This window comes from Leifsonia naganoensis, assembly GCF_013410615.1.
Taxonomy (GTDB): Bacteria; Actinomycetota; Actinomycetes; order Actinomycetales; family Microbacteriaceae; genus Leifsonia; species Leifsonia aquatica.
The window spans coordinates 1,067,733-1,085,292 of the sequence record NZ_JACCHJ010000001.1 but is presented as its reverse complement, the minus strand read 5'-3'; the positions used below and the strand labels follow the sequence as shown (position 1 = coordinate 1,085,292).

General features: G+C 72.0%; 15 protein-coding genes. 11 read left to right on the top strand and 4 right to left on the bottom strand.

Annotated elements, in window-relative coordinates; all coding sequences use genetic code 11:
• Nucleotides 1-3: 3 nt before the first annotated feature.
• On the bottom strand, nt 4-1,446 hold the full coding sequence (locus HNR14_RS05180) for an MFS transporter (RefSeq protein ID WP_179700179.1): 1,443 nt from the start codon (nt 1,444-1,446) through the stop codon (nt 4-6).
• Nucleotides 1,447-1,542: 96 nt separating this feature from the next.
• Here HNR14_RS05180 and HNR14_RS05175 point away from each other — a divergent pair, with 96 nt between their 5' ends.
• Both HNR14_RS05175 and HNR14_RS05170 read left to right on the top strand, forming a co-directional pair.
• The gene (locus HNR14_RS05175) at nt 1,543-2,256 is read left to right on the top strand and encodes a TetR/AcrR family transcriptional regulator (RefSeq protein WP_179700178.1); all 714 of its coding nucleotides are present in this window, start codon (nt 1,543-1,545) and stop codon (nt 2,254-2,256) included.
• Between the two features lie 112 nt (nt 2,257-2,368).
• A complete protein-coding gene (locus HNR14_RS05170; protein WP_179700177.1) occupies nt 2,369-3,061 on the top strand; it encodes a hypothetical protein in 693 nt (230 codons plus the stop codon).
• A gap of 165 nt (nt 3,062-3,226) precedes the next feature.
• Here HNR14_RS05170 and HNR14_RS05165 read toward each other — a convergent pair whose 3' ends face one another.
• Nucleotides 3,227-4,153 carry an aldose 1-epimerase family protein gene (locus HNR14_RS05165; RefSeq protein ID WP_179700176.1) on the bottom strand — a complete coding sequence of 309 codons (927 nt, stop codon included), beginning with the start codon at nt 4,151-4,153 and terminating at the stop codon, nt 3,227-3,229.
• Nucleotides 4,154-4,282: 129 nt separating this feature from the next.
• On the opposite strand from HNR14_RS05165, the gene HNR14_RS05160 reads away from it, so the two are divergent.
• From HNR14_RS05160 to HNR14_RS05150, 3 genes are read left to right on the top strand one after another with little or no spacing between them, the layout of a single operon-like run.
• Nucleotides 4,283-5,962 carry a circularly permuted type 2 ATP-grasp protein gene (locus tag HNR14_RS05160; protein ID WP_179700175.1) on the top strand — a complete coding sequence of 560 codons (1,680 nt, stop codon included), beginning with the start codon at nt 4,283-4,285 and terminating at the stop codon, nt 5,960-5,962.
• Complete coding sequence (locus tag HNR14_RS05155; RefSeq protein WP_021764031.1) at nt 5,956-6,882, top strand: alpha-E domain-containing protein; 927 nt, start codon at nt 5,956-5,958, stop codon at nt 6,880-6,882. Before HNR14_RS05160 ends, HNR14_RS05155 begins: the two co-directional genes overlap by 7 nt.
• Nucleotides 6,879-7,739, top strand: coding sequence for a transglutaminase family protein (locus HNR14_RS05150; RefSeq protein WP_179700174.1), 861 nt, complete (start codon nt 6,879-6,881; stop codon nt 7,737-7,739). Before HNR14_RS05155 ends, HNR14_RS05150 begins: the two co-directional genes overlap by 4 nt.
• 99 nt (nt 7,740-7,838) lie before the next feature.
• Here HNR14_RS05150 and HNR14_RS05145 read toward each other — a convergent pair whose 3' ends face one another.
• Complete coding sequence (locus tag HNR14_RS05145; RefSeq protein WP_179700173.1) at nt 7,839-9,311, bottom strand: PucR family transcriptional regulator; 1,473 nt, start codon at nt 9,309-9,311, stop codon at nt 7,839-7,841.
• A 95-nt stretch (nt 9,312-9,406) separates the two neighbouring features.
• Here HNR14_RS05145 and gabT point away from each other — a divergent pair, with 95 nt between their 5' ends.
• Genes gabT through HNR14_RS05125 form a run of 4 tightly spaced genes read left to right on the top strand, consistent with a single transcriptional unit; the run spans nt 9,407 to nt 14,656 of the window.
• The gene (gene gabT, locus HNR14_RS05140; protein ID WP_179700172.1) at nt 9,407-10,768 is read left to right on the top strand and encodes a 4-aminobutyrate--2-oxoglutarate transaminase; all 1,362 of its coding nucleotides are present in this window, start codon (nt 9,407-9,409) and stop codon (nt 10,766-10,768) included.
• Complete coding sequence (locus tag HNR14_RS05135; protein ID WP_179700171.1) at nt 10,765-12,252, top strand: NAD-dependent succinate-semialdehyde dehydrogenase; 1,488 nt, start codon at nt 10,765-10,767, stop codon at nt 12,250-12,252. Before gabT ends, HNR14_RS05135 begins: the two co-directional genes overlap by 4 nt.
• A 1-nt stretch (nt 12,253) precedes the next feature.
• Entirely contained in the window at nt 12,254-13,123 is an 870-nt protein-coding gene (locus HNR14_RS05130; RefSeq protein ID WP_179700170.1) for a universal stress protein, read from the top strand.
• Between the two features lie 12 nt (nt 13,124-13,135).
• On the top strand, nt 13,136-14,656 hold the full coding sequence (locus HNR14_RS05125; RefSeq protein ID WP_179700169.1) for an APC family permease: 1,521 nt from the start codon (nt 13,136-13,138) through the stop codon (nt 14,654-14,656).
• A 72-nt stretch (nt 14,657-14,728) separates the two neighbouring features.
• Here HNR14_RS05125 and HNR14_RS05120 read toward each other — a convergent pair whose 3' ends face one another.
• Nucleotides 14,729-16,165, bottom strand: a complete 1,437-nt coding sequence (locus HNR14_RS05120; RefSeq protein ID WP_179700168.1) for an MFS transporter — start codon at nt 16,163-16,165, stop codon at nt 14,729-14,731.
• A gap of 213 nt (nt 16,166-16,378) precedes the next feature.
• Between HNR14_RS05120 and HNR14_RS05115 the strand changes: the two genes are divergently transcribed.
• Both HNR14_RS05115 and HNR14_RS05110 read left to right on the top strand, forming a co-directional pair.
• Nucleotides 16,379-17,017, top strand: coding sequence for a Type 1 glutamine amidotransferase-like domain-containing protein (locus tag HNR14_RS05115; protein ID WP_179700167.1), 639 nt, complete (start codon nt 16,379-16,381; stop codon nt 17,015-17,017).
• A gap of 45 nt (nt 17,018-17,062) precedes the next feature.
• A complete protein-coding gene (locus HNR14_RS05110) occupies nt 17,063-17,488 on the top strand; it encodes a hypothetical protein (RefSeq protein WP_179700166.1) in 426 nt (141 codons plus the stop codon).
• Nucleotides 17,489-17,560 lie beyond the last annotated feature (72 nt).

Here is a 17,560-nt window from a genome sequence, read left to right as displayed (position 1 = left end):
GGGCTACGCCGCGGGGTCCACGGCCGCTTCGTCCGTGGCCGCGGCGCGCTCCGTGGAGTCGTCCTCGGCATCGCCCGCACGACGCGAGCGGATGATCCCGAACACGACGAACGCGGCGGCGACCGCGGTCAGGACCAGCCCGCCGAGGGTGGCGGCTCCCTGGAACTCCGCAGCCTGCTGGGCGGTCCAGCCGGAGGCGGCGATGCTCCCGGTGAACACGGCCGCCAGGATCGTGCCGGCGACCGCGATGCCGACGCCGTTCGCGACCTCGGTCGTGGTGTCGGCGAGTGCCGCGCCGATCGTGGTGCGGTTCTTCGGCAGGCCGCTCAGGACGGTGACCGCTGCGACGACGCCGACCACGCGGAGCCCCGCGGCGACGAGCGCGAGGGCGATCGCGACGAAGACGTAGCCGAGGCTGTTGAAGACCGCGTAGACGGCGAGGCCGGCGACGACGGCTGCGGCGCTCAGCCACGCCGCGCGCCGGATGCCGACGCGCTGCACGAACGGGTTCACGAACGGGCCGAGCGCCAGGAGCACGACGACCTGCGGCAGCATCCCGAGCGCGGCCAGCGCCGGAGGCCATCCCCACGCGAGCTGGAGCTGGAGGGTCACCAGGTAGCTCAGGCCCGCCGTGGCGAGACCGGCGCCCGCCTTGAACGCGAGACCGCTGGAGACGAGCGGGCGAGCGAGGAGGCCGAGATCGAGGAGGGGATGCCGCGCCGAGCGCTCCCGGAGGACGAATCCGACGGCCGCGAGGATCGCCGCCGCCGTCATGGCCCACGGCATCCACGATCCCGCGCCGTCGTCGACGAACATCGTCGGCGCGACCAGGGCGAAGACGATGGTCGCGGTGGCCAGCAGTGCGCCGGGGATATCGAGCGGATCGCGGTGCAGTTCGGTCGGGTCGTCCGCGGCGATGCCGGCCCGGATGCCGACGAGCGCGAGCAGGGCGATCGGCACGTTGACCAGCAGCAGCACCTGCCAGGGCGCGACGGCCAGCACGAGACCTCCGACCGTCGGCCCGATGGCGAGCCCGACCAGCCCGACCGTCGAGATGAGGGTGATCGCGCGGACGCGCAGGCTCTCCTCGTCGAACAGCCGGAAGGCGAGTGCCATCGATCCGGGCGTGGTCATCGCGGCGGCGATGCCCATCACGGCGCGGACGGCGATCAGCTGCTCGGCCGTCGTGACGAAGGCGGTCGCCAGGCTCGCGAGGGCGAGCAGCACCAGGCCGATGAGCATCACCCGGCGGCGGCCGAACCGGTCCGCGATCGCGCCGAACAGGAGCATCAGACCGCCGAAGACCACGGAGTAGGCGCCGGTCACCCACTGGAGGGCGGTCGTCGAGGAGTGCAGCTCGCGGCCGATGGTGGGGAGCGCGACGTTCAGGATGGAGTTGTCGAGCATCTCGAAGAGGAAGACGGCGGAGAGCCCGGCGAGGGCCATCCAGGAGCCGCGAAGAGTACGAGGCGAACGCTGTTCGTTAATCACAAACACTGTTCTACTCTCCGAACACCGTTCGAGTCAAGCTAGGATGGAGGAATGGCCTCCCCTCAGCAGCGTCGTGCGGCCCGGCACGCGACCAGCGACACCCCCAACGCCGCCCGCAAGGCGCCGATCACGGTGGAGCGGATCACCGATGCCGCGCTCGAGATCGTCGCGGCGCAGGGCTACGAGGCGCTGACCATGCGCAGTGTCGCCTCGCGTCTCGAGACCGGCCCGGCCTCGCTGTACGCGCACGTCGTCAACAAGGCCGATCTCGACGAGCTCGTCATCGGGCGCCTCTGCAGCCGGATCGATCTCCCGGAGCCCGAGCCGTCGGCCTGGCGCGAGCAGATCGCCGACGTCTGCGCGCAGCTCCGCGACCAGTACCTCGCCTACCCCGGCATCTCCCGCGCAGCCCTGGCGATGGATGTCACCGACCTCGACGTGCTGCGCGTCAACGAGGGGATGCTCGCCATCCTGGTCGCGGGCGGCATCGCCCCGCAGACGGCGACGTGGACCATCGACGCCCTGTTCCTCTACGTCGGCGCCTACGCCATGGACCTCGCGGTCGCCGGTACAGGATCCGGCACCGTGGACCGCCGCCTCGACGCCGACGACCGCAGCGATCTGATCGCCCGCTTCACGGCGCTCCCCGAGGACCGCTTCCCGAACATCCGCCGCTACGCGACCGAGCTCACCGCGGGCACCGAGCACGAGCGCTTCGACTTCACCCTCGGCCTCATCCTGGGCAACCTCGGCGGGGCTGCCTGACTTCATGAAATCGCATTTATAGGGTGCGAGCACTGCGGTAAACAATCGCATGATATGAGACTCTGAATTTCACACATCGACAATGTTGTCGCTGTGTGAAAGGAATGAAGCAATGAAAACGTCCCTCACGCGGGCGGGCTCGCCGCTCGCTACCCTCTTTGCTGCTGCTGTCCTCGTGGTCTCGTCGGCGGTCCCTGCCCAGGCAAGCGGAGGACCCGATCTCGACGGCATCCGGGCCCGTTTGGCCGACGCTGGGGTTGACACGCAAACGCAGGACCGCTTGATGGCCAAGCTTCTAGCAGGCGAGGACTGGGACTCGGTCACGGGTGCGGAACCAGTCTCTGAAAGGACCGAGATCGTTGGCGACCAGGAGGTCACCACCAGAATCTACGCCGACGGATCCCCCGCGATCTCGTCGATCGAGGTGCCGCAGGTCATCGGCTCCTCGGGGGCACCTCGATCGGTCTCCGGGTGTCGAGAGGGCGCCGGGGCTGGCAACTTCCCCTTCTACGACTGTCGGGTCCAGACGAACACGGCGCTGTACTCGATCACGTTTCTCTCCGATGGTCGCAGGAGTTCGATCGGACAAGCGCAGGTGACCAACTACCGTCAGATCGGCTATTGGACCGGGGCGGCAACCGTGAATTCAACGAGATTCAATCTGGTCCGACGAGATCAGAGTGGCACCTCGCCCGCCCACGTGCAGGGAAGTCTTTACGTGACCTTCCTGTTGGGCAGTGGTTCCGGCGTTTACAGCCTCTCGTTCTACGTTCGTGACACCTCGCGCTGGGACTCGACTCCGTGATGGACGTCGTTCACGCCGCCATTATCGTGGGGATCGTCGGCGCCATCGCCGCGGTCGTCGCAGCGATCGTCGTCGGTCTCGTACTTCTCGCTCGCCGAGGTGTACCGGCAGCGACGCGCTCGCCGCGTCCGCCGCGGGACGAGACCCCGCGGCCCTGAACTCCGCCTAGCCCAGCGCCCGGATCGTCCACGACGCGCTCGACGACTCGCCGGGCTGCAGCACGATGAGGTCGGTGCGCGAGTTGAACGCGTCGGGCGGGCAGGTCATCGGCTCGACGGCGAGGCCCAGGCGGTTCAGGGCGGGGTCGGGCTGGTCGGCGGTGTGGATCTGGACCCACGGGCACGCGTCGTCCCAGACCATCTCGACCCCGGAGCCGTCGGCGGTGCGGAGGGCGACCGTCGCGATGCCGTCCGCATCCCGGGTCAGGCCGGTGAAGGCGTGGTCGATGAAGGTGTCGCCGATGGTGCGCGGGGTGCGGAAGTCGAAGACGCCGTCGCCCTCGGTCTCGACGCTCGTCAGGTCGAAGGGGATGAGGCGCTCCTCGTCGACCGGCAGCACCGCGGCGGCGGGGAGGGAGAGCGTCCAGTCGTCCACGCGGCCCTCACCGGCGACGAGGTACGGGTGCGGGCCGGTGCCCCACGGCGCCGCCGTCGGACCGGTGTTAGTGGCGGTGACGACGGTCCGGAGACCGCCCTCGCCGAGGCTGAAGGTGACCGAGACCTCCACGCGGTGCGGGTAGCCGGCCTGCGCCTCGATGGTGGCGGCGAAGGTCACGCTGTCGCTGGAGCGGTCCACGGGGGCGAAGTCGAGCCACGCGGCGAGGCCGTGCAAGGCGTGGCCGCGGTCCGGCTCGGTGAGGGGGAGCTGCTGCTCGACGCCCTCGAAGGTGTACCGGCCGTCGACCACCCGGTTCGGCCACGGGGCGAGCGTGGCGCCGCGGAACGCCGGGCGCACCTCGTCCGCCTCGAACGGCACGACGAGCGCGCGCCCCTTGTGCTCGAGGGTGCGCAGCGAAGCGCCGACGGAGGCGATGGTGGCGTGGTAATCGCCGGCGCTCAGGCCGAAGTGGGTGCCGGAGATCGGAGTGGTCATCCGCCCATTGTGGCGTTCGCACCCGATCGGGCACAAAACCGATGGCCTCCCACGCCCCGCCTCCCGCAGCGCAACGTGCCCGAAACGTGCGGAAACGTGGGGGTAACGACGCGGCGCTAGCGTCAGCCCATGGGAGATCTGTTCGGCGGGTACGGGGCGCAGACGGCGCGGCGCCGGCGCGGCCGGGCGGCACCGTTCGACGAGATGTTCGGGGATGCGCGTCGCGCCCACACCTCCGAGACGCGTCCCGCCTACCGGGAGCTGTTCGCCGCGCTCGCGGCGTTGACCCAGGACGAGTTGCGCGGCCGCACCGACGCCCTGGCCAGCTCGTACCTGGCGCAAGGGGTGACGTTCGACTTCGCGGGGGAGGAGCGCCCCTTCCCGCTCGACGCCGTGCCGCGCGTGATCGAGCAGCCCGAGTGGGCGCACATCGAGGCGGGCGTCGGCCAGCGGGTGCGCGCGCTGGAGGCGTTCCTGAGCGACGTCTACGGCGCCCAGAACGCGGTGCGCGACGGTGTCATCCCGGCCGGGCTGATCACGTCCTCGGCGCATTTCCACCGCGCGGCCGCGGGCGTCGAGAGCGCGAACGGGGTGCGCATCCAGGTCTCCGGCATCGACCTCATCCGCGACGAGCTCGGCGACTGGCGGGTGCTCGAGGACAACGTGCGCGTGCCGAGCGGGGTCAGTTACGTCATCTCCAACCGCCGCGTCATGGCGCAGACCCTGCCGGAGCTGTTCACCTCGATGCGGGTGCGGCCGGTCGGCGACTACCCGTACCGGCTGCTGCAGGCGCTCAAGGCGAGCGCGCCGGGCGGGATGGAGAACCCGAACGTCGTCGTGCTGACCCCCGGCGTCTACAACTCGGCCTACTTCGAGCACACCCTCCTGGCCCGCCTGATGGGCGTCGAGCTGGTGGAGGGGCGCGACCTGTTCTGCTCCGCGGGCAAGGTGTGGATGCGGACGACCAGCGGACCCCAACGCGTCGACGTGATCTACCGGCGCATCGACGACGACTTCATCGACCCGCTGCAGTTCCGCGTGGACTCGGTGCTCGGCACTCCCGGCCTCATGCTCGCCGCCCGGCTCGGCAACGTGACCATCGCGAACGCGGTCGGCAACGGCGTCGCCGACGACAAGCTGGTCTACACGTACGTGCCCGAGCTGATCCGCTACTACCTGGCCGAGGAGCCGATCCTCCCGAACGTCGACACCTGGCGTCTGGAGGAGCCGGATGCGCTCGCCGAGGTGCTCGAGCGGCTGGACGAGCTGGTGATCAAGCCCGTCGACGGCTCCGGCGGCAAGGGACTTGTGATCGGGCCGGACGCCTCCCGCCGCGAGCTCGCCGACCTGCGCGCCCGGCTGATCGCCGACCCGCGCGGCTGGATCGCGCAGCCCGTGGTGCAGCTGTCGACCATCCCGACGCTGGTGGAGGACGGGATGCGGCCCCGCCACGTCGACCTGCGGCCGTTCGCGGTCAACGACGGGCGCGACGTCTGGGTGCTCCCCGGCGGCCTCACCCGAGTGGCGCTCGCCGAAGGGCAGCTCGTCGTCAACAGCAGTCAGGGCGGCGGTTCGAAGGACACCTGGGTGGTCGGCACGGCGGGCAGCGCCGTCGAGACGGAGGGCGGTCGCGAGCTCCGGGCGGTCGCCGGCCTCGTCGAGGACCAGGCGGCGGCCCTCCCGCTGCTGCCTGCACCGCACGCGCCCGACCACTCGGAGGAGGACGCGCCCCGCGCCGACCAGCAGCAACAGCAGCAACAACAACAACAGCAGGCACGCGCCGACCGGGAGGAGGGGACCGCATGCTGAGCCGCATCGCCTCCTCGCTCTTCTGGATCGGCCGCTACATCGAGCGCAGCGACGGCACGGCGCGCATCCTGGACGTGCACCTCCAGCTGCTCCTCGAGGATCCGTGGATCGACGAGGACACCGCCTGCCGGTCCCTGCTCGGCGTGATGGGGAGCGACGCGCCCGACGGGGCCCTCGTCCGGGAGGACGTGCTGCGCATCCTCGCCGTCGACCGCGGCGCTCCCGCCTCCATCGTCTACTCGCTCGGCGCCGCCCGGGAGAACGCCCGCCGTGCCCGCGAGATCGTCTCGACCGAGCTCTGGGAGTGCCTCAACACGACCGCCGCGCGGATGCCGCGCCGGGTCACGAGCGACAAGGTGCACGAGTTCTTCACGTGGGTCCGCGACCGCACGGCGCTCGCCGTGGGGATCATGGAGTCCGGGGCCAGCCGGGACGAGGCGTGGCACTTCTTCACGCTGGGCCGCAGCCTCGAGCGGGCCGACATGACCGCGCGGCTGCTCGCGACCCGCTCGCTCACCGAGGCCAGCGGGCCGAGCTGGACCACCATCCTGCGCTCGTGCGGCGCCTACGAGGCCTACTTGCGGACCTACCGCGGTGTGCCCTCCGCCCGCAACGCCGCCGAGTTCCTCCTGCACGACCGGTTGTTCCCGCGGTCGATCCTCTACTCGATCGCCGGCGCGGTCGACAGCCTGCGCGACATCGAGCCGCGCACGGAGCGCGCCGGGGTGTCCGACCGGGCGGTGCGGCTGCTCGGGCAGGTGCAGAGCGAACTGGAGTTCCGGCCGGTCGCCGACGTGATCGACGACCTCCCCGCGTACATGTCCGCGATCCAGGATGCGACGAGCGCGGCCACCGCGGCCGTCACGCAGCGCTACTTCCCGGAGCATGCGGCGCCGAGCTGGATCGGGGAGAGGGTATGAAGCGGCTGCGGGTCACGCACTCCACGGGCTACCGCTACGACGGCGAGGTCACCGCGTCGTACAACGAGGCGCGCATGCTGCCGCTCTCGGGGGAGCGCCAGCTGGTGCTGCACGCCTCCCTCGACGTGCAGCCGGTCTCGTCGCACCACCAGTACACGGACTATTGGGGCACGCGCGTGCTCGCCTTCGATGTGCTCGACCCGCACCGCGAGCTGACCATCACGGCGAGCAGCCTGGTGGAGGTGCTGGAGGCTCCCCATCCCCTCGCCGGCCTCGGCTGGGACGAGTTGCAGGAGGCTGTCCAGCGCTCGGGAGAGTGCGTGCAGCAGCTGCGGCAGACGGAGCTGACGGCGCCGCCCGCGTCGCTCGCCGAGCTGGCGGCCGAGGCGGCGGCGACGGCAGCGTCCGACGGCGCCGACGACCCCTGCTCCACCGCGCGCGCGATCGTCGCGGCGGTCGGCGACGGGATGGAGTACGTCAGCGGCGTCACCGGCGTGCGCACCACGGCCGCGGAGGCGTGGGAGTCGCGCAGCGGGGTGTGCCAGGACATCGCCCACGTCGCCATCGGGGCGCTGCGCTCGGCGGGCATCCCGGCCCGCTACGTCTCTGGCTACCTGCACCCGAAGGCGGACGCCGCGATCGGCGAGACCGTGACCGGGGAGTCGCACGCGTGGGTCGAGTGGTTCTGCGGCTTCTGGCACGGCTACGACCCCACGAACGGCATCGACATCGGCGACCGCCACGTGCGCGTCGGCCACGGCCGCGACTACACGGACGTCACCCCCCTGCGCGGCGTCTTCGCGGGCGGCGGCGGCTCCGAACTGTTCGTCTCGGTCTCGATCACGCGCGAGGCCTGACCCCGACCCCGAAGTTCACGAAGTGGCGCCTATTTCGGGTGGAATGAGCGCCACATCGTGAACTTCGACGGCGCGGGATGGGCGGCGCGGGAGGCGCGCTCAGGCGGTCGCGCGGAGCGCGGCATAGAGGTCGGCGCGGGCCGCGAAGCCGCTGAGGTCGCGGCCGAGCAGACGCTCCGCCTCGGCGACGCGGGCCCGCAGGGTGTGGCGGTGGATGCCGAGACGGCGGGCGGCGATGTCGTAGACCCCGTCGCTGTCGAGCCAGGTGCGCAGCAGGTCGGTCAGGGCGGGGTCGGCCGCGGTCAGCGGCGCGAGTGCGGTCTGCGCGACGGCGCGCGCGTCTGGCGTCTGCAGCAGGGCGAGCATCCCGGCCGCGGCGACGTCGTCGAACGACGGGACCGGAGCCTTCGGGGTCGCCCGCTGCCGCGCCACCTCGGCCTGGGCCAGGGCGGTCGGGAGGTCGGCGAGAGCGCTCGGTGCCGAGGTGCCGCCGCGGAGGTCGAACCGGGAGGCGGCCGCAAGCCCGGTCGCGGTCGCGGAGGGATCCCCCGCGTCCGACTCCACCAGCACCAGCTCCTGCCCGTCGCGGGCGAAGAACCCGTCGGAGTGCGACTCCAGCCAGTCCGCGGCCGCCGTCAGGGCGGTCCCGGCCAGCACGGTCACGCGCACCGGCGCCTCCGGCAGCGGGCCCAGCACCGGCTCCGCGACCGACTCCGCCAGCGCTCGTTCGCCCGCGATCAGCGCCCGCCAGACGGAGGTGCGGAGGCGCGCGCGGGCGGCGTCGGTGGCCCGGCTCTGCTCGAGCGCGAGGCCGGCCAGCGCCACGACCCCGGTGACCACCTGCTGGGCGGCCGGGTCGAGCCCCTCGGAGCCGATCGCGAGCACGCCGCGCAGGCGTCCGGCGGCCCCGAGCGTCTGCAGCGCGAATGCGCCGGCCTCGGTGACGACCGAGCCGGCCGCGCGACGTCGACTGCGCAGCAACGGGTCCGCCGCCGCGACCAGCGCCTCCCGCGACGCCGCGGAGACCGCACCGGAGGGGGAGACGCGGTCGAGCGCGCCGTCCGCCCCGATCAGCGCGACGGGGCGCTCGATCTGCCGGGCGAGCTCGGTGAGCACCGCGGCGAGCGGGTCGGGCCGCAGCGCTGCGAGCGAGATGGCGCGGGAGGCGCGGAGCGCCCAGGTGCTGCGGGCGTACGCGTCGGCGGCGACGCGGTCGGCGATGAACCGCGCGATCGCGATGAACGGTGTGCGGTACGGCACCTCGAACAGCGGGAGGCCGTGCCGCGTGCACGCCTCGAGCAGGGCATCCGGCGTCCCGGCTCGTACGACCTCCGTGCCGAAGCCGAGGGCCGCCACCCCGTGCTCGGCCAGCCGGGCGACGTAGTCGTCGATCTCGTCGGGCGCCTTCGTGATGAGGAGGACCTGCCCCGGGGAGAGGAAGGGCGTCGGGTCGGGCAGCTCGGAGCTGTGCGCCCACGGCACGAGGGTCTCGGGATCGCCGACGCCGGGCGCGGTGAGCAGCGTGAGGTCCAGCTCGGGGCGGGCGAGGAGCTGAGCGAGGGTGGCGGGCATCGGTGCCTTCCGATCTGACAGGGTGTCGAATCCGACTCAACGAATTGTACGGGGTGTCCAGGACAGCGGCGCGCCAGGCTCCTTACGATGCCGCCATGACCATCACCGACCCCGCCATCAGCACACCCGTCGGCGGACCTACGCTCCCGCAGGAGCGCCGGCTCGTCACCCCGATCCCCGGCCCCGAGTCGCGCAAGCGCTCCGAGCGCAAGTCGCGCGCCGTCGCCGCCGGTGTCGGTGCCACCATCCCCGTCTACACCGTCGCCGCGGGCGGAGGGGTCATCGTCGACGTCGACGGCAACTCCCTCATCGACCTCGGCTCCGGCATCGCCGTGACCGGCGTCGGCAACTCGGCCCCGCGCGTGGTCGAGGCCGTCACCGCGCAGGTCGCCGCGTTCACGCACACCTGCTTCACGGTCGCCCCGTACGACTCCTACGTCGACGTCGCCGAGGCGCTCAACCGCCTCACCCCCGGCGACCACGAGAAGCGCAGCGCCCTCTTCAACTCCGGCGCGGAGGCGGTGGAGAACGCGGTCAAGATCGCGCGCCACTACACCGGCAAGCAGGCCGTCGTCGCGTTCGACCACGCCTACCACGGCCGTACCAACCTCACGATGGGCCTGACGGCGAAGAACCAGCCCTACAAGAACGGCTTCGGCCCGTTCGCCCCCGAGATCTACCGGGCGCCGCTCAGCTACCCCCTGCGCGACGGCGGCCTCTCCGGCGCCGAGGCCGCGAAGCGCGCCATCACGATGATCGAGAAGCAGATCGGCGCGAGCAACCTCGCCGCGATCATCATCGAGCCGATCCAGGGCGAGGGCGGCTTCATCGTCCCGGCCGACGGCTTCCTCCCGGCCCTGCAGGCGTGGGCGAGCGCCAACGGCGTCGTCTTCATCGCGGACGAGGTGCAGACCGGCTTCGCCCGCACCGGCACCATGTTCGCCTCCGAGCAGTTCGGCCTCGTGCCCGACCTCATCGTCACCGCCAAGGGCATCGCCGGCGGCCTGCCCCTCTCGGCCGTCACCGGTCGCGCCGAGATCATGGACGCGCCGCACGTCGGCGGCCTCGGCGGCACCTACGGCGGCAACCCGCTCGCCTGTGTCGCCGCCCTCGCCGCGATCGAGACCTACGAGCAGGACGGCCTGGTCGAGCGCGCGCGCCAGATCGGCGACATCCTCTTCGAGAAGCTCGGCGCCCTCCGCGACGCCGACCCGCGTGTCGCCGAGGTGCGCGGCCGCGGTGCGATGGTCGCCATCGAGCTCGTCGACCCCGAGACCGGGGAGCCGGACGCCGCGCTGACCTCGAAGGTCGCCGCCGCCGCCCACGCGGCCGGCGTCGTGCTGCTCACCTGCGGCACCTACGGCAACGTGATCCGCTTCCTGCCGCCGCTCAGCATCCCGGACCACCTCCTCATCGAGGGACTGGACGTCGTCGCGGAGGCGGTGGCCAACGCATGAGCGCCGTCGACACCGCCACCGACCTGACCGCGACCGAGAGCGAGCTGCTCGCCCGCGTTCCCGACGGCCTGTTCATCGCGGGCCGCTGGGAGGCCGGAGCCCAGGACCCGATTCAGGTCCAGGACCCGGCCACCGGCCGCGTGATCAAGCGCATCGCCAACGCGCGCCCGGAGGACGGCATCCGTGCTCTGGACGCGGCCGCCGAGGCGGCGGAGGCGTGGGCGGCGACCCCGCCCCGCACCCGCGCCGAGATCCTCCGCCGTGCGTTCGACCTGCTGCAGGAGCGCCGCGACGACTTCGCGCTGCTGATGACCCTCGAGATGGGCAAGCCGCTCGCCGAGGCCAACGGCGAGGTCACCTACGGCGGCGAGTTCCTCCGCTGGTTCTCCGAGGAGGCCGTGCGCATCGCCGGCCGCTACGGCTCGAACCCCGAGGGCACCGGCACCATGGTCGTGTCCCAGCGCCCCGTCGGCCCGTGCTTCTTCATCACGCCGTGGAACTTCCCGCTCGCGATGGCGACCCGCAAGATCGCGCCCGCCCTGGCCGCCGGCTGCACGGTCGTCATCAAGCCGGCCGAGCTGACCCCGCTCACCACGCTGTTCTTCGCCCAGCTGCTCGCCGACGCGGGCGTGCCCGCCGGTGTCGTCAACGTCATCCCGACGTCGACCTCCGGTGCCGTCTCGGCCCCGATCATCGCCGACCCGCGTCTGCGCAAGCTCTCGTTCACCGGCTCCACGCCGGTCGGCCGCGCGCTGCTCGCGCAGGCGGGCCAGAACGTGCTCCGCACCTCGATGGAGCTCGGCGGCAACGCCCCGTTCGTCGTCTTCGAGGACGCCGACCTCGGCAAGGCGGTCGAGGGCGCGATGCTCGCGAAGTTCCGCAACATGGGACAGGCCTGCACCGCGGCCAACCGGTTCATCGTGCACGAGTCGATCGCGGAGGAGTTCGCGGCCCGCGTCACCGAGCGCGTGAACGCGCTGCGCGTCGGCCGCGGCACCGACGAGGGCGTCACCCTCGGTCCGCTGATCGACGACCGCGCGGTCGCCTCGATGGCGGCCCTGGTCGACGACGCCGTCTCGCGCGGCGCCCGCGTGCTCACCGGCGGCGCGGCCCCCGAGAGCGACGGCTTCTTCTTCGAGCCGACCGTCATCACCGACATCCAGCCCGGCAGCGAGATCCTCCGCGAGGAGATCTTCGGGCCGATCCTGGCGATCTCGACCTTCTCCACCGAGGAGGAGGCCGTGGCTCGCGCCAACGAGACCGAGTACGGACTCGTCGGCTACGTCTTCACGCAGGACCTCGCCCGCGGCCAGCGCCTGATCGACAGCGTCGACACCGGCATGATGGGGCTCAACACCGGCCTCGTCTCCAACGCCGCCGCGCCGTTCGGTGGCGTGAAGCAGTCGGGTCTCGGCCGCGAGGGCGGGCTCGAGGGCATCCACGAGTACCTGAGCACGAAGTACACGCTCATCCCGGCGAGCTGACATGACCACCACGACTCCACCGCGCATCCTCGTCGGCTACACGGCGACGCCGTCCGGCGAGGACGCCCTCGCCGCCGCGGCGGCGTTCGCCGGCTCGATCGGTGCGCGGCTGGATGTCGTGGTGGTGCTCCCGATGAACTCGCGGCCGTCGATCGTCCCGAACGATCCCGGCTACGACGCGCTCCTGCGCGAAACCGCGGAGGGCTGGCTCGCCGACGCCCGCTCCCGCATCCCGGACCAGGTGCCGTCGCGCGAGAGGGTCGTCTACGGCGACTCCCTCGCCGGCGGGCTCCTCACAGCCGCCGAGGCAGGCCGTGCCGCGCTCATCGTCGTGGGTGCAGCGCGGGACGGCCTGCTCGGTCGATTCACGGTCGGCTCGGTGGCGGGCTCCCTGCTGCACGCGTCGCCCATCCCCGTGATGCTGGCGCCGCAGGGCTCGCGCGAGACCGCCGCCCCGCTCGGCCGCGTGACCGGCATGGTCGGCACGCGCGAGGGCGCGGACGCCGTGCTCGCCACGAGTGCCCGGCTCTCCGCCGGCGGCACCGTGCCGCTCCGCCTCGTCTCGCTGCTCGCCCTCGACCTCCCCGGGGTGGATGCGGCCAAGGCACGCGTGAGCGAGCACCACGCCGCCGCCGTGCTCCAGGAGGCGCGCGCGGCGCTCCCCGACGGCGTCGAGGCCACCGCCTCCGTCGCCCCCGGCGACAGCATCTCGCACGCCGTCGCCTCCCTCGACTGGCAGCCCGGCGAGGTCGTCGTCGTCGGCTCCAGCCGTCTCGCCCAGCAGAGCCGTCTGTTCCTGGGCACCACCGCGGCCACGATGCTGCGCGAACTCCCCGTCCCGATGATCGTCGTGCCCCGCGCGGGCCACTAGGAGCACCACCGAATGAGCACCCGCAGCGCCGCGGAATCCACCGAGACCAGCTCGACCCGCACCGCCAAGGGTCTGAGTGCCGGGTCGGTCGGCCTGATCGGCGCCGTCGTCATCGGCATCTCCTGCATCGCGCCCGCGTACACGCTGACCGGTGCGCTCGGCCCGACCGTCTCGGAGGTCGGCGTCCACCTGCCCGCGATCTTCCTGGTCGGCTTCCTCCCGATGCTGCTGGTCGCATTCGGTTACCGCGAGCTCAACAACGCGATGCCCGACTCCGGCACCTCGTTCACCTGGGCGACTCGCGCCTTCGGCCCGTATCTCGGCTGGATGGGCGGCTGGGGCCTCATCGCCGCGACGGTGGTGGTGCTCTCGAACCTGGCGGGCATCGCGGTCGACTTCCTCTACCTCCTGCTGTCGCAGGTATTCCACAACCCGGCGATCGCCCACCTCTCCGACAACCCGTTCATCAACGTCGCGACGTGTCTGGCGTTCATGGCCGTCGCCACGCTCATCTCCTATCGCGACATGCAGACGACGCAGAAGGTGCAGTACGTGCTGGTCGGCTTCCAGCTGCTGGTGCTCGTGCTGTTCGGGGTCGTCGCATTCGTCCACGTGGCGAACGGCACCGCCTTCGACGCGACCCCGCCGAGCCTCGACTGGTTCAACCCCTTCGGCGTCCCCTCGTTCTCGGCCTTCGCCGCCGGGCTCTCGCTCTCGATCTTCATCTTCTGGGGCTGGGATGTGACCCTCACGATGTCCGAGGAGACCAAGGGCTCCCGGTCGACGCCCGGCCGCGCCGCGACGCTCACCGTCGTGATCATCGTGGTCGCGTACCTGTTCGTGTCCATGGCGGCGATCTCGTTCGCCGGCACGGGGGAGGGCGGTATCGGCCTCGGCAACCCCGACATCCAGGAGAACGTCTTCTTCGCGCTCGCCGGGCCCGTGCTCGGCCCGCTCGCCATCCTGATGTCGATCGCCGTGCTCTCCAGCTCGGCGGCGTCTCTGCAGTCGACGGCGGTCTCGCCCGCGCGCACTCTGCTCGCCATGGGGCACTACGGCGCACTCCCGGCGCGGTTCGCCCGGGTGAGCCCGCGGTTCATGACCCCCGGCTACTCCACCGTCGTCTCAGCCGTGGTCGCGAGCGTGTTCTACGCCGTCATGCGCTTCATCAGCGAGGACGTGCTGTGGGACACCATCACCACGCTCGGGATGATGATCTGCTTCTACTACGGCATCACCGCGTTCGCGTGCGTGTGGTTCTTCCGTGCGAAGTGGTTCACCTCGGTGCGCAACGCCTTCTTCACGCTCGTGTGCCCGCTCATCGGCGGCGGCATCCTGAGCGTGCTGTTCGTCACCACGCTGGTCGACAGCATGGACCCGTCCTACGGCAGCGGCTCGAACGTCGCCGGCGTCGGGCTGGTGTTCATCCTGGGGATGGTCATCCTGCTGTCCGGCGTCGTGGTGATGCTCGTGATGCGCCGCCGGCTCCCGGCCTTCTTCCGCGGGGAGACCCTCCCGCGCGCGCAGGCCTGAGCCCGGCCGTCACGGACGCGTGACCCGTGGCGGATGCAAGTCGTGCTGCATCCGCCACGTCGCTTCACCGGGTCAGTGCGCACCCATCGGGGCCTGCGCGTGCGCCGTCGTGGTCGCCGCGCGGCTGCGTGGTCCGCGGATGAGCGCGACCGCGATCGCCGCGGCGAGCACCATCCCGACCGCGGCGGCGACGAACACGACCGAGTAGCCGTCCGTGAGGTCGACCGGCTTGCCGCCGCCGGTCGGGAGGGCCGCGGCGTAGAGCGCGGTGAAGACCGAGAGGCCGACCGAGCCGCCGATCTGCATGGCCGAGTTCGCAGTGGCGGAGGCCGCGCCCGCGTCGTGCGGCTCGACCCCGCTGAGTGCGAGGTTCTGCAGGGGCACGAACACGCAGGCCATGCCGACGCCCATGATCACGAGGGCGGGGAGCACCTGCACGAAGTACGAGCCGTCGGCCGTGATTCTGCTCAGGTACAGGAGGCCGACCGCGACGATCAGCGGACCGGCGATCATCAGCGGCCGCGCGCCGACGCGGCCGAGCAGGCGGGTCGCCACCGGAGCGGTCGCCATGATCGCCAGGGTAAGGGGGAGGCTCGCCAGGCCGGCCTCGAGCGGCGGCATCCCGAGCACGAGCTGCAGGTGCAGCGTCAGGTAGAGCGTCGCGCCGATCATGACGCTGCCGGCGACGGCCTGGATGAGGAAGGCGCCGCCGCGCACGCGGTCGAGCACGACCCGCAGCGGGAGGAGCGGCTGGGCGACCCGGCGCTCGATCAGCACGAAGGCGACGAGAAGCAGCACGCCCGCGACGAGGAAGCCGATGGTGTCGACGCGGCCCCAGCCGTTCTCGGCGAGGCTGAAGCCGTACACCAGCGAGCCGAGCCCGAGCGTGACGGTGCCGACGCCCCACCAGTCGTAGCGGTTGCGGCCCTCGGCGCGGCTCTCGCCCAGCACGAACACTCCACCGACCAGGCCGACCGCCACGAAGAAGAGGTTCACGAGCAGGCACCAACGCCAGTCGGCGAACTCGGTGAGCGCTCCACCGAGGAGCAGACCCACCGCCGCGCCGGCTCCGGCGATCGTGCCGAACACGGCGAAGGCGGTGTTGCGCTCCCGCCCGCTCGGGAAGGTCACCGTGAGCAGCGCGAGGGCGGCGGGGGCGAGCAACGCGGCGAAGACGCCCTGGAGGGCGCGGGCCCCGATCAGCTCGATGCCGTTCTGGGCGAGGCCGCCGATGGCCGAGGCGATGCCGAAGCCGATCATGCCGACAAGATAGGTGCGCTTGCGGCCCCAGTAGTCGGCCACGCGGCCGCCGAGCAGGAGGAGGGCGCCGAACGCCAACGCATAGGCGGTGACCACCCACTGCCGCTCGGTGTCGCTGAGACCGAGGGCGAGCTGCGCCTGCGGCAACGCGATGGTGACGATGGTGCCGTCGAGCACGACGACGAGCTGGGTGAGGGAGAGGACGGCGAGGGCGAGCCACTTGTGCGGCTGGCGGACGGCGCGGGACATGGAGGGACCTCCGGAGTCTTGTGAGGGATGCCGGAGGTTTCGAGCCTCGGACCGGCGGGGCGATGCCCGGCGACCGCATCGGCCGCGTGGCCGATCAGGCTTCTAGTCTACCGGGGACCCTCCGACACGACCGCGGTCCCCCGGAACGTCTGCGGTGCGGCGAGCGCCCGCAGACGTCCCGCCGCAGCGCAGTCGCGTCGGTAGCATCGACGGGTGCGTCTCCTCCTGCTCTCGTCCGGCGTCGGTGCGGTCCCCGCGTTCCTGGAGGAGGCGACCGGGAGGCCGGGCGCCCTCCGGATCGGCTACGTTCCGGATGCGGCCCTGCCGTATCCCGATGCGCCGTTCGTCAGCGCCGAGCAGGAGCGGATCGTCGCACTCGGCCACGACGTGGAGATCGTCCGCGTCGGTGGGACGCCGCTGGATGAGACCGAGCGCGCCCTCGACCGCGTTAATGCGCTCTACGTCGCCGGCGGCAACACCTTCGCCCTCCTGCACGCGCTGCGCTCGACCGGCGCCGACCGCGCGATCGTCGACCGCGTGCGCGCCGGGCTGCCCTACATCGGCCTGAGCGCGGGGTCGGTCGTCGCCGGACCCACCATCGAGCCGATCACCCCGATGGACGATCCGGCGGAGGCGCCCGAGCTCGCCGACCATGCCGGTCTCGGCCTGGTCGACGTGGTCGTGGTGCCACACGCCGACGGGCTGTCGTATCCCGCCGCCGTGATCGAGCGCGTCGTCGCGGAGTACGGCGCGACGCATCCACTGCGACTGCTGAACGACGACCAGGCGTTCCTCGTGACCGACGAGCGCGGCGATGCCGGCAGCGGCCGGCGGCTCGTCCCGTCACCCTGACGGTCCGCTCCGAATCCCGGCGCGGACCGCGCCTACGCTGAAGGCATGAACGCCTGCGCCGACCTCGTCAGCACCGCCGCCCGCCTCGCCGCCGGGTCGACCAGCTCCCGCAGGTTCTTCATCGATCTCGGGGCGGAGGTCGGAGGGGTCGGCCGCGGCCCCTTCTGGTTCCTGGATGCCGCACGCGGCGGCCGCAACCGGCTGCGCGGGCGCGGCTTCCAGCCGCATGTCGACGACGGCACCGACGGCCAGGCGCGGCACTTCGCCGGCATCGCGGCCGTGGCGGCGCGCATCGGCGCCCGCCCCACCCGCTGGTTCGCCCTCCACGTGCTGCGGGACCCGGCGGACTCCGCCGACGGTCGGCTCACCGACCACGCGCTCGACCTCGTGCGCCTCACCCGCACCGGCGAGGTGAACCGGGGTTCCGTCGCCGAATGGATACGCACCACGATCTGCGAGCCCCCTCGGTAGTCCCCGGCAGCGCTACGGAGCCGCTCGGGGTTCCCCGGCGAGTCCTCTCGTCCACCTCGGAGAAACCCCTCC

Bases quoted from the DNA above. Each gene is read 5' to 3' on its own strand.
- HNR14_RS05165 (WP_179700176.1), bottom strand. From the start codon at position 4,153: ATGACCACTCCGATCTCCGGCACCCACTTCGGCCTGAGCGCCGGCGAT.
- HNR14_RS05120 (WP_179700168.1), bottom strand. From the start codon at position 16,165: ATGTCCCGCGCCGTCCGCCAGCCGCACAAGTGGCTCGCCCTCGCCGTC.
- HNR14_RS05155 (WP_021764031.1), top strand. From the start codon at position 5,956: ATGCTGAGCCGCATCGCCTCCTCGCTCTTCTGGATCGGCCGCTACATC.
- HNR14_RS05145 (WP_179700173.1), bottom strand. From the start codon at position 9,311: ATGCCCGCCACCCTCGCTCAGCTCCTCGCCCGCCCCGAGCTGGACCTC.
- HNR14_RS05135 (WP_179700171.1), top strand. From the start codon at position 10,765: ATGAGCGCCGTCGACACCGCCACCGACCTGACCGCGACCGAGAGCGAG.
- HNR14_RS05175 (WP_179700178.1), top strand. From the start codon at position 1,543: ATGGCCTCCCCTCAGCAGCGTCGTGCGGCCCGGCACGCGACCAGCGAC.
- HNR14_RS05110 (WP_179700166.1), top strand. From the start codon at position 17,063: ATGAACGCCTGCGCCGACCTCGTCAGCACCGCCGCCCGCCTCGCCGCC.
- HNR14_RS05130 (WP_179700170.1), top strand. From the start codon at position 12,254: ATGACCACCACGACTCCACCGCGCATCCTCGTCGGCTACACGGCGACG.
- HNR14_RS05170 (WP_179700177.1), top strand. From the start codon at position 2,369: ATGAAAACGTCCCTCACGCGGGCGGGCTCGCCGCTCGCTACCCTCTTT.
- HNR14_RS05150 (WP_179700174.1), top strand. From the start codon at position 6,879: ATGAAGCGGCTGCGGGTCACGCACTCCACGGGCTACCGCTACGACGGC.
- HNR14_RS05160 (WP_179700175.1), top strand. From the start codon at position 4,283: ATGGGAGATCTGTTCGGCGGGTACGGGGCGCAGACGGCGCGGCGCCGG.
- HNR14_RS05180 (WP_179700179.1), bottom strand. From the start codon at position 1,446: ATGGCCCTCGCCGGGCTCTCCGCCGTCTTCCTCTTCGAGATGCTCGAC.
- gabT (WP_179700172.1), top strand. From the start codon at position 9,407: ATGACCATCACCGACCCCGCCATCAGCACACCCGTCGGCGGACCTACG.
- HNR14_RS05125 (WP_179700169.1), top strand. From the start codon at position 13,136: ATGAGCACCCGCAGCGCCGCGGAATCCACCGAGACCAGCTCGACCCGC.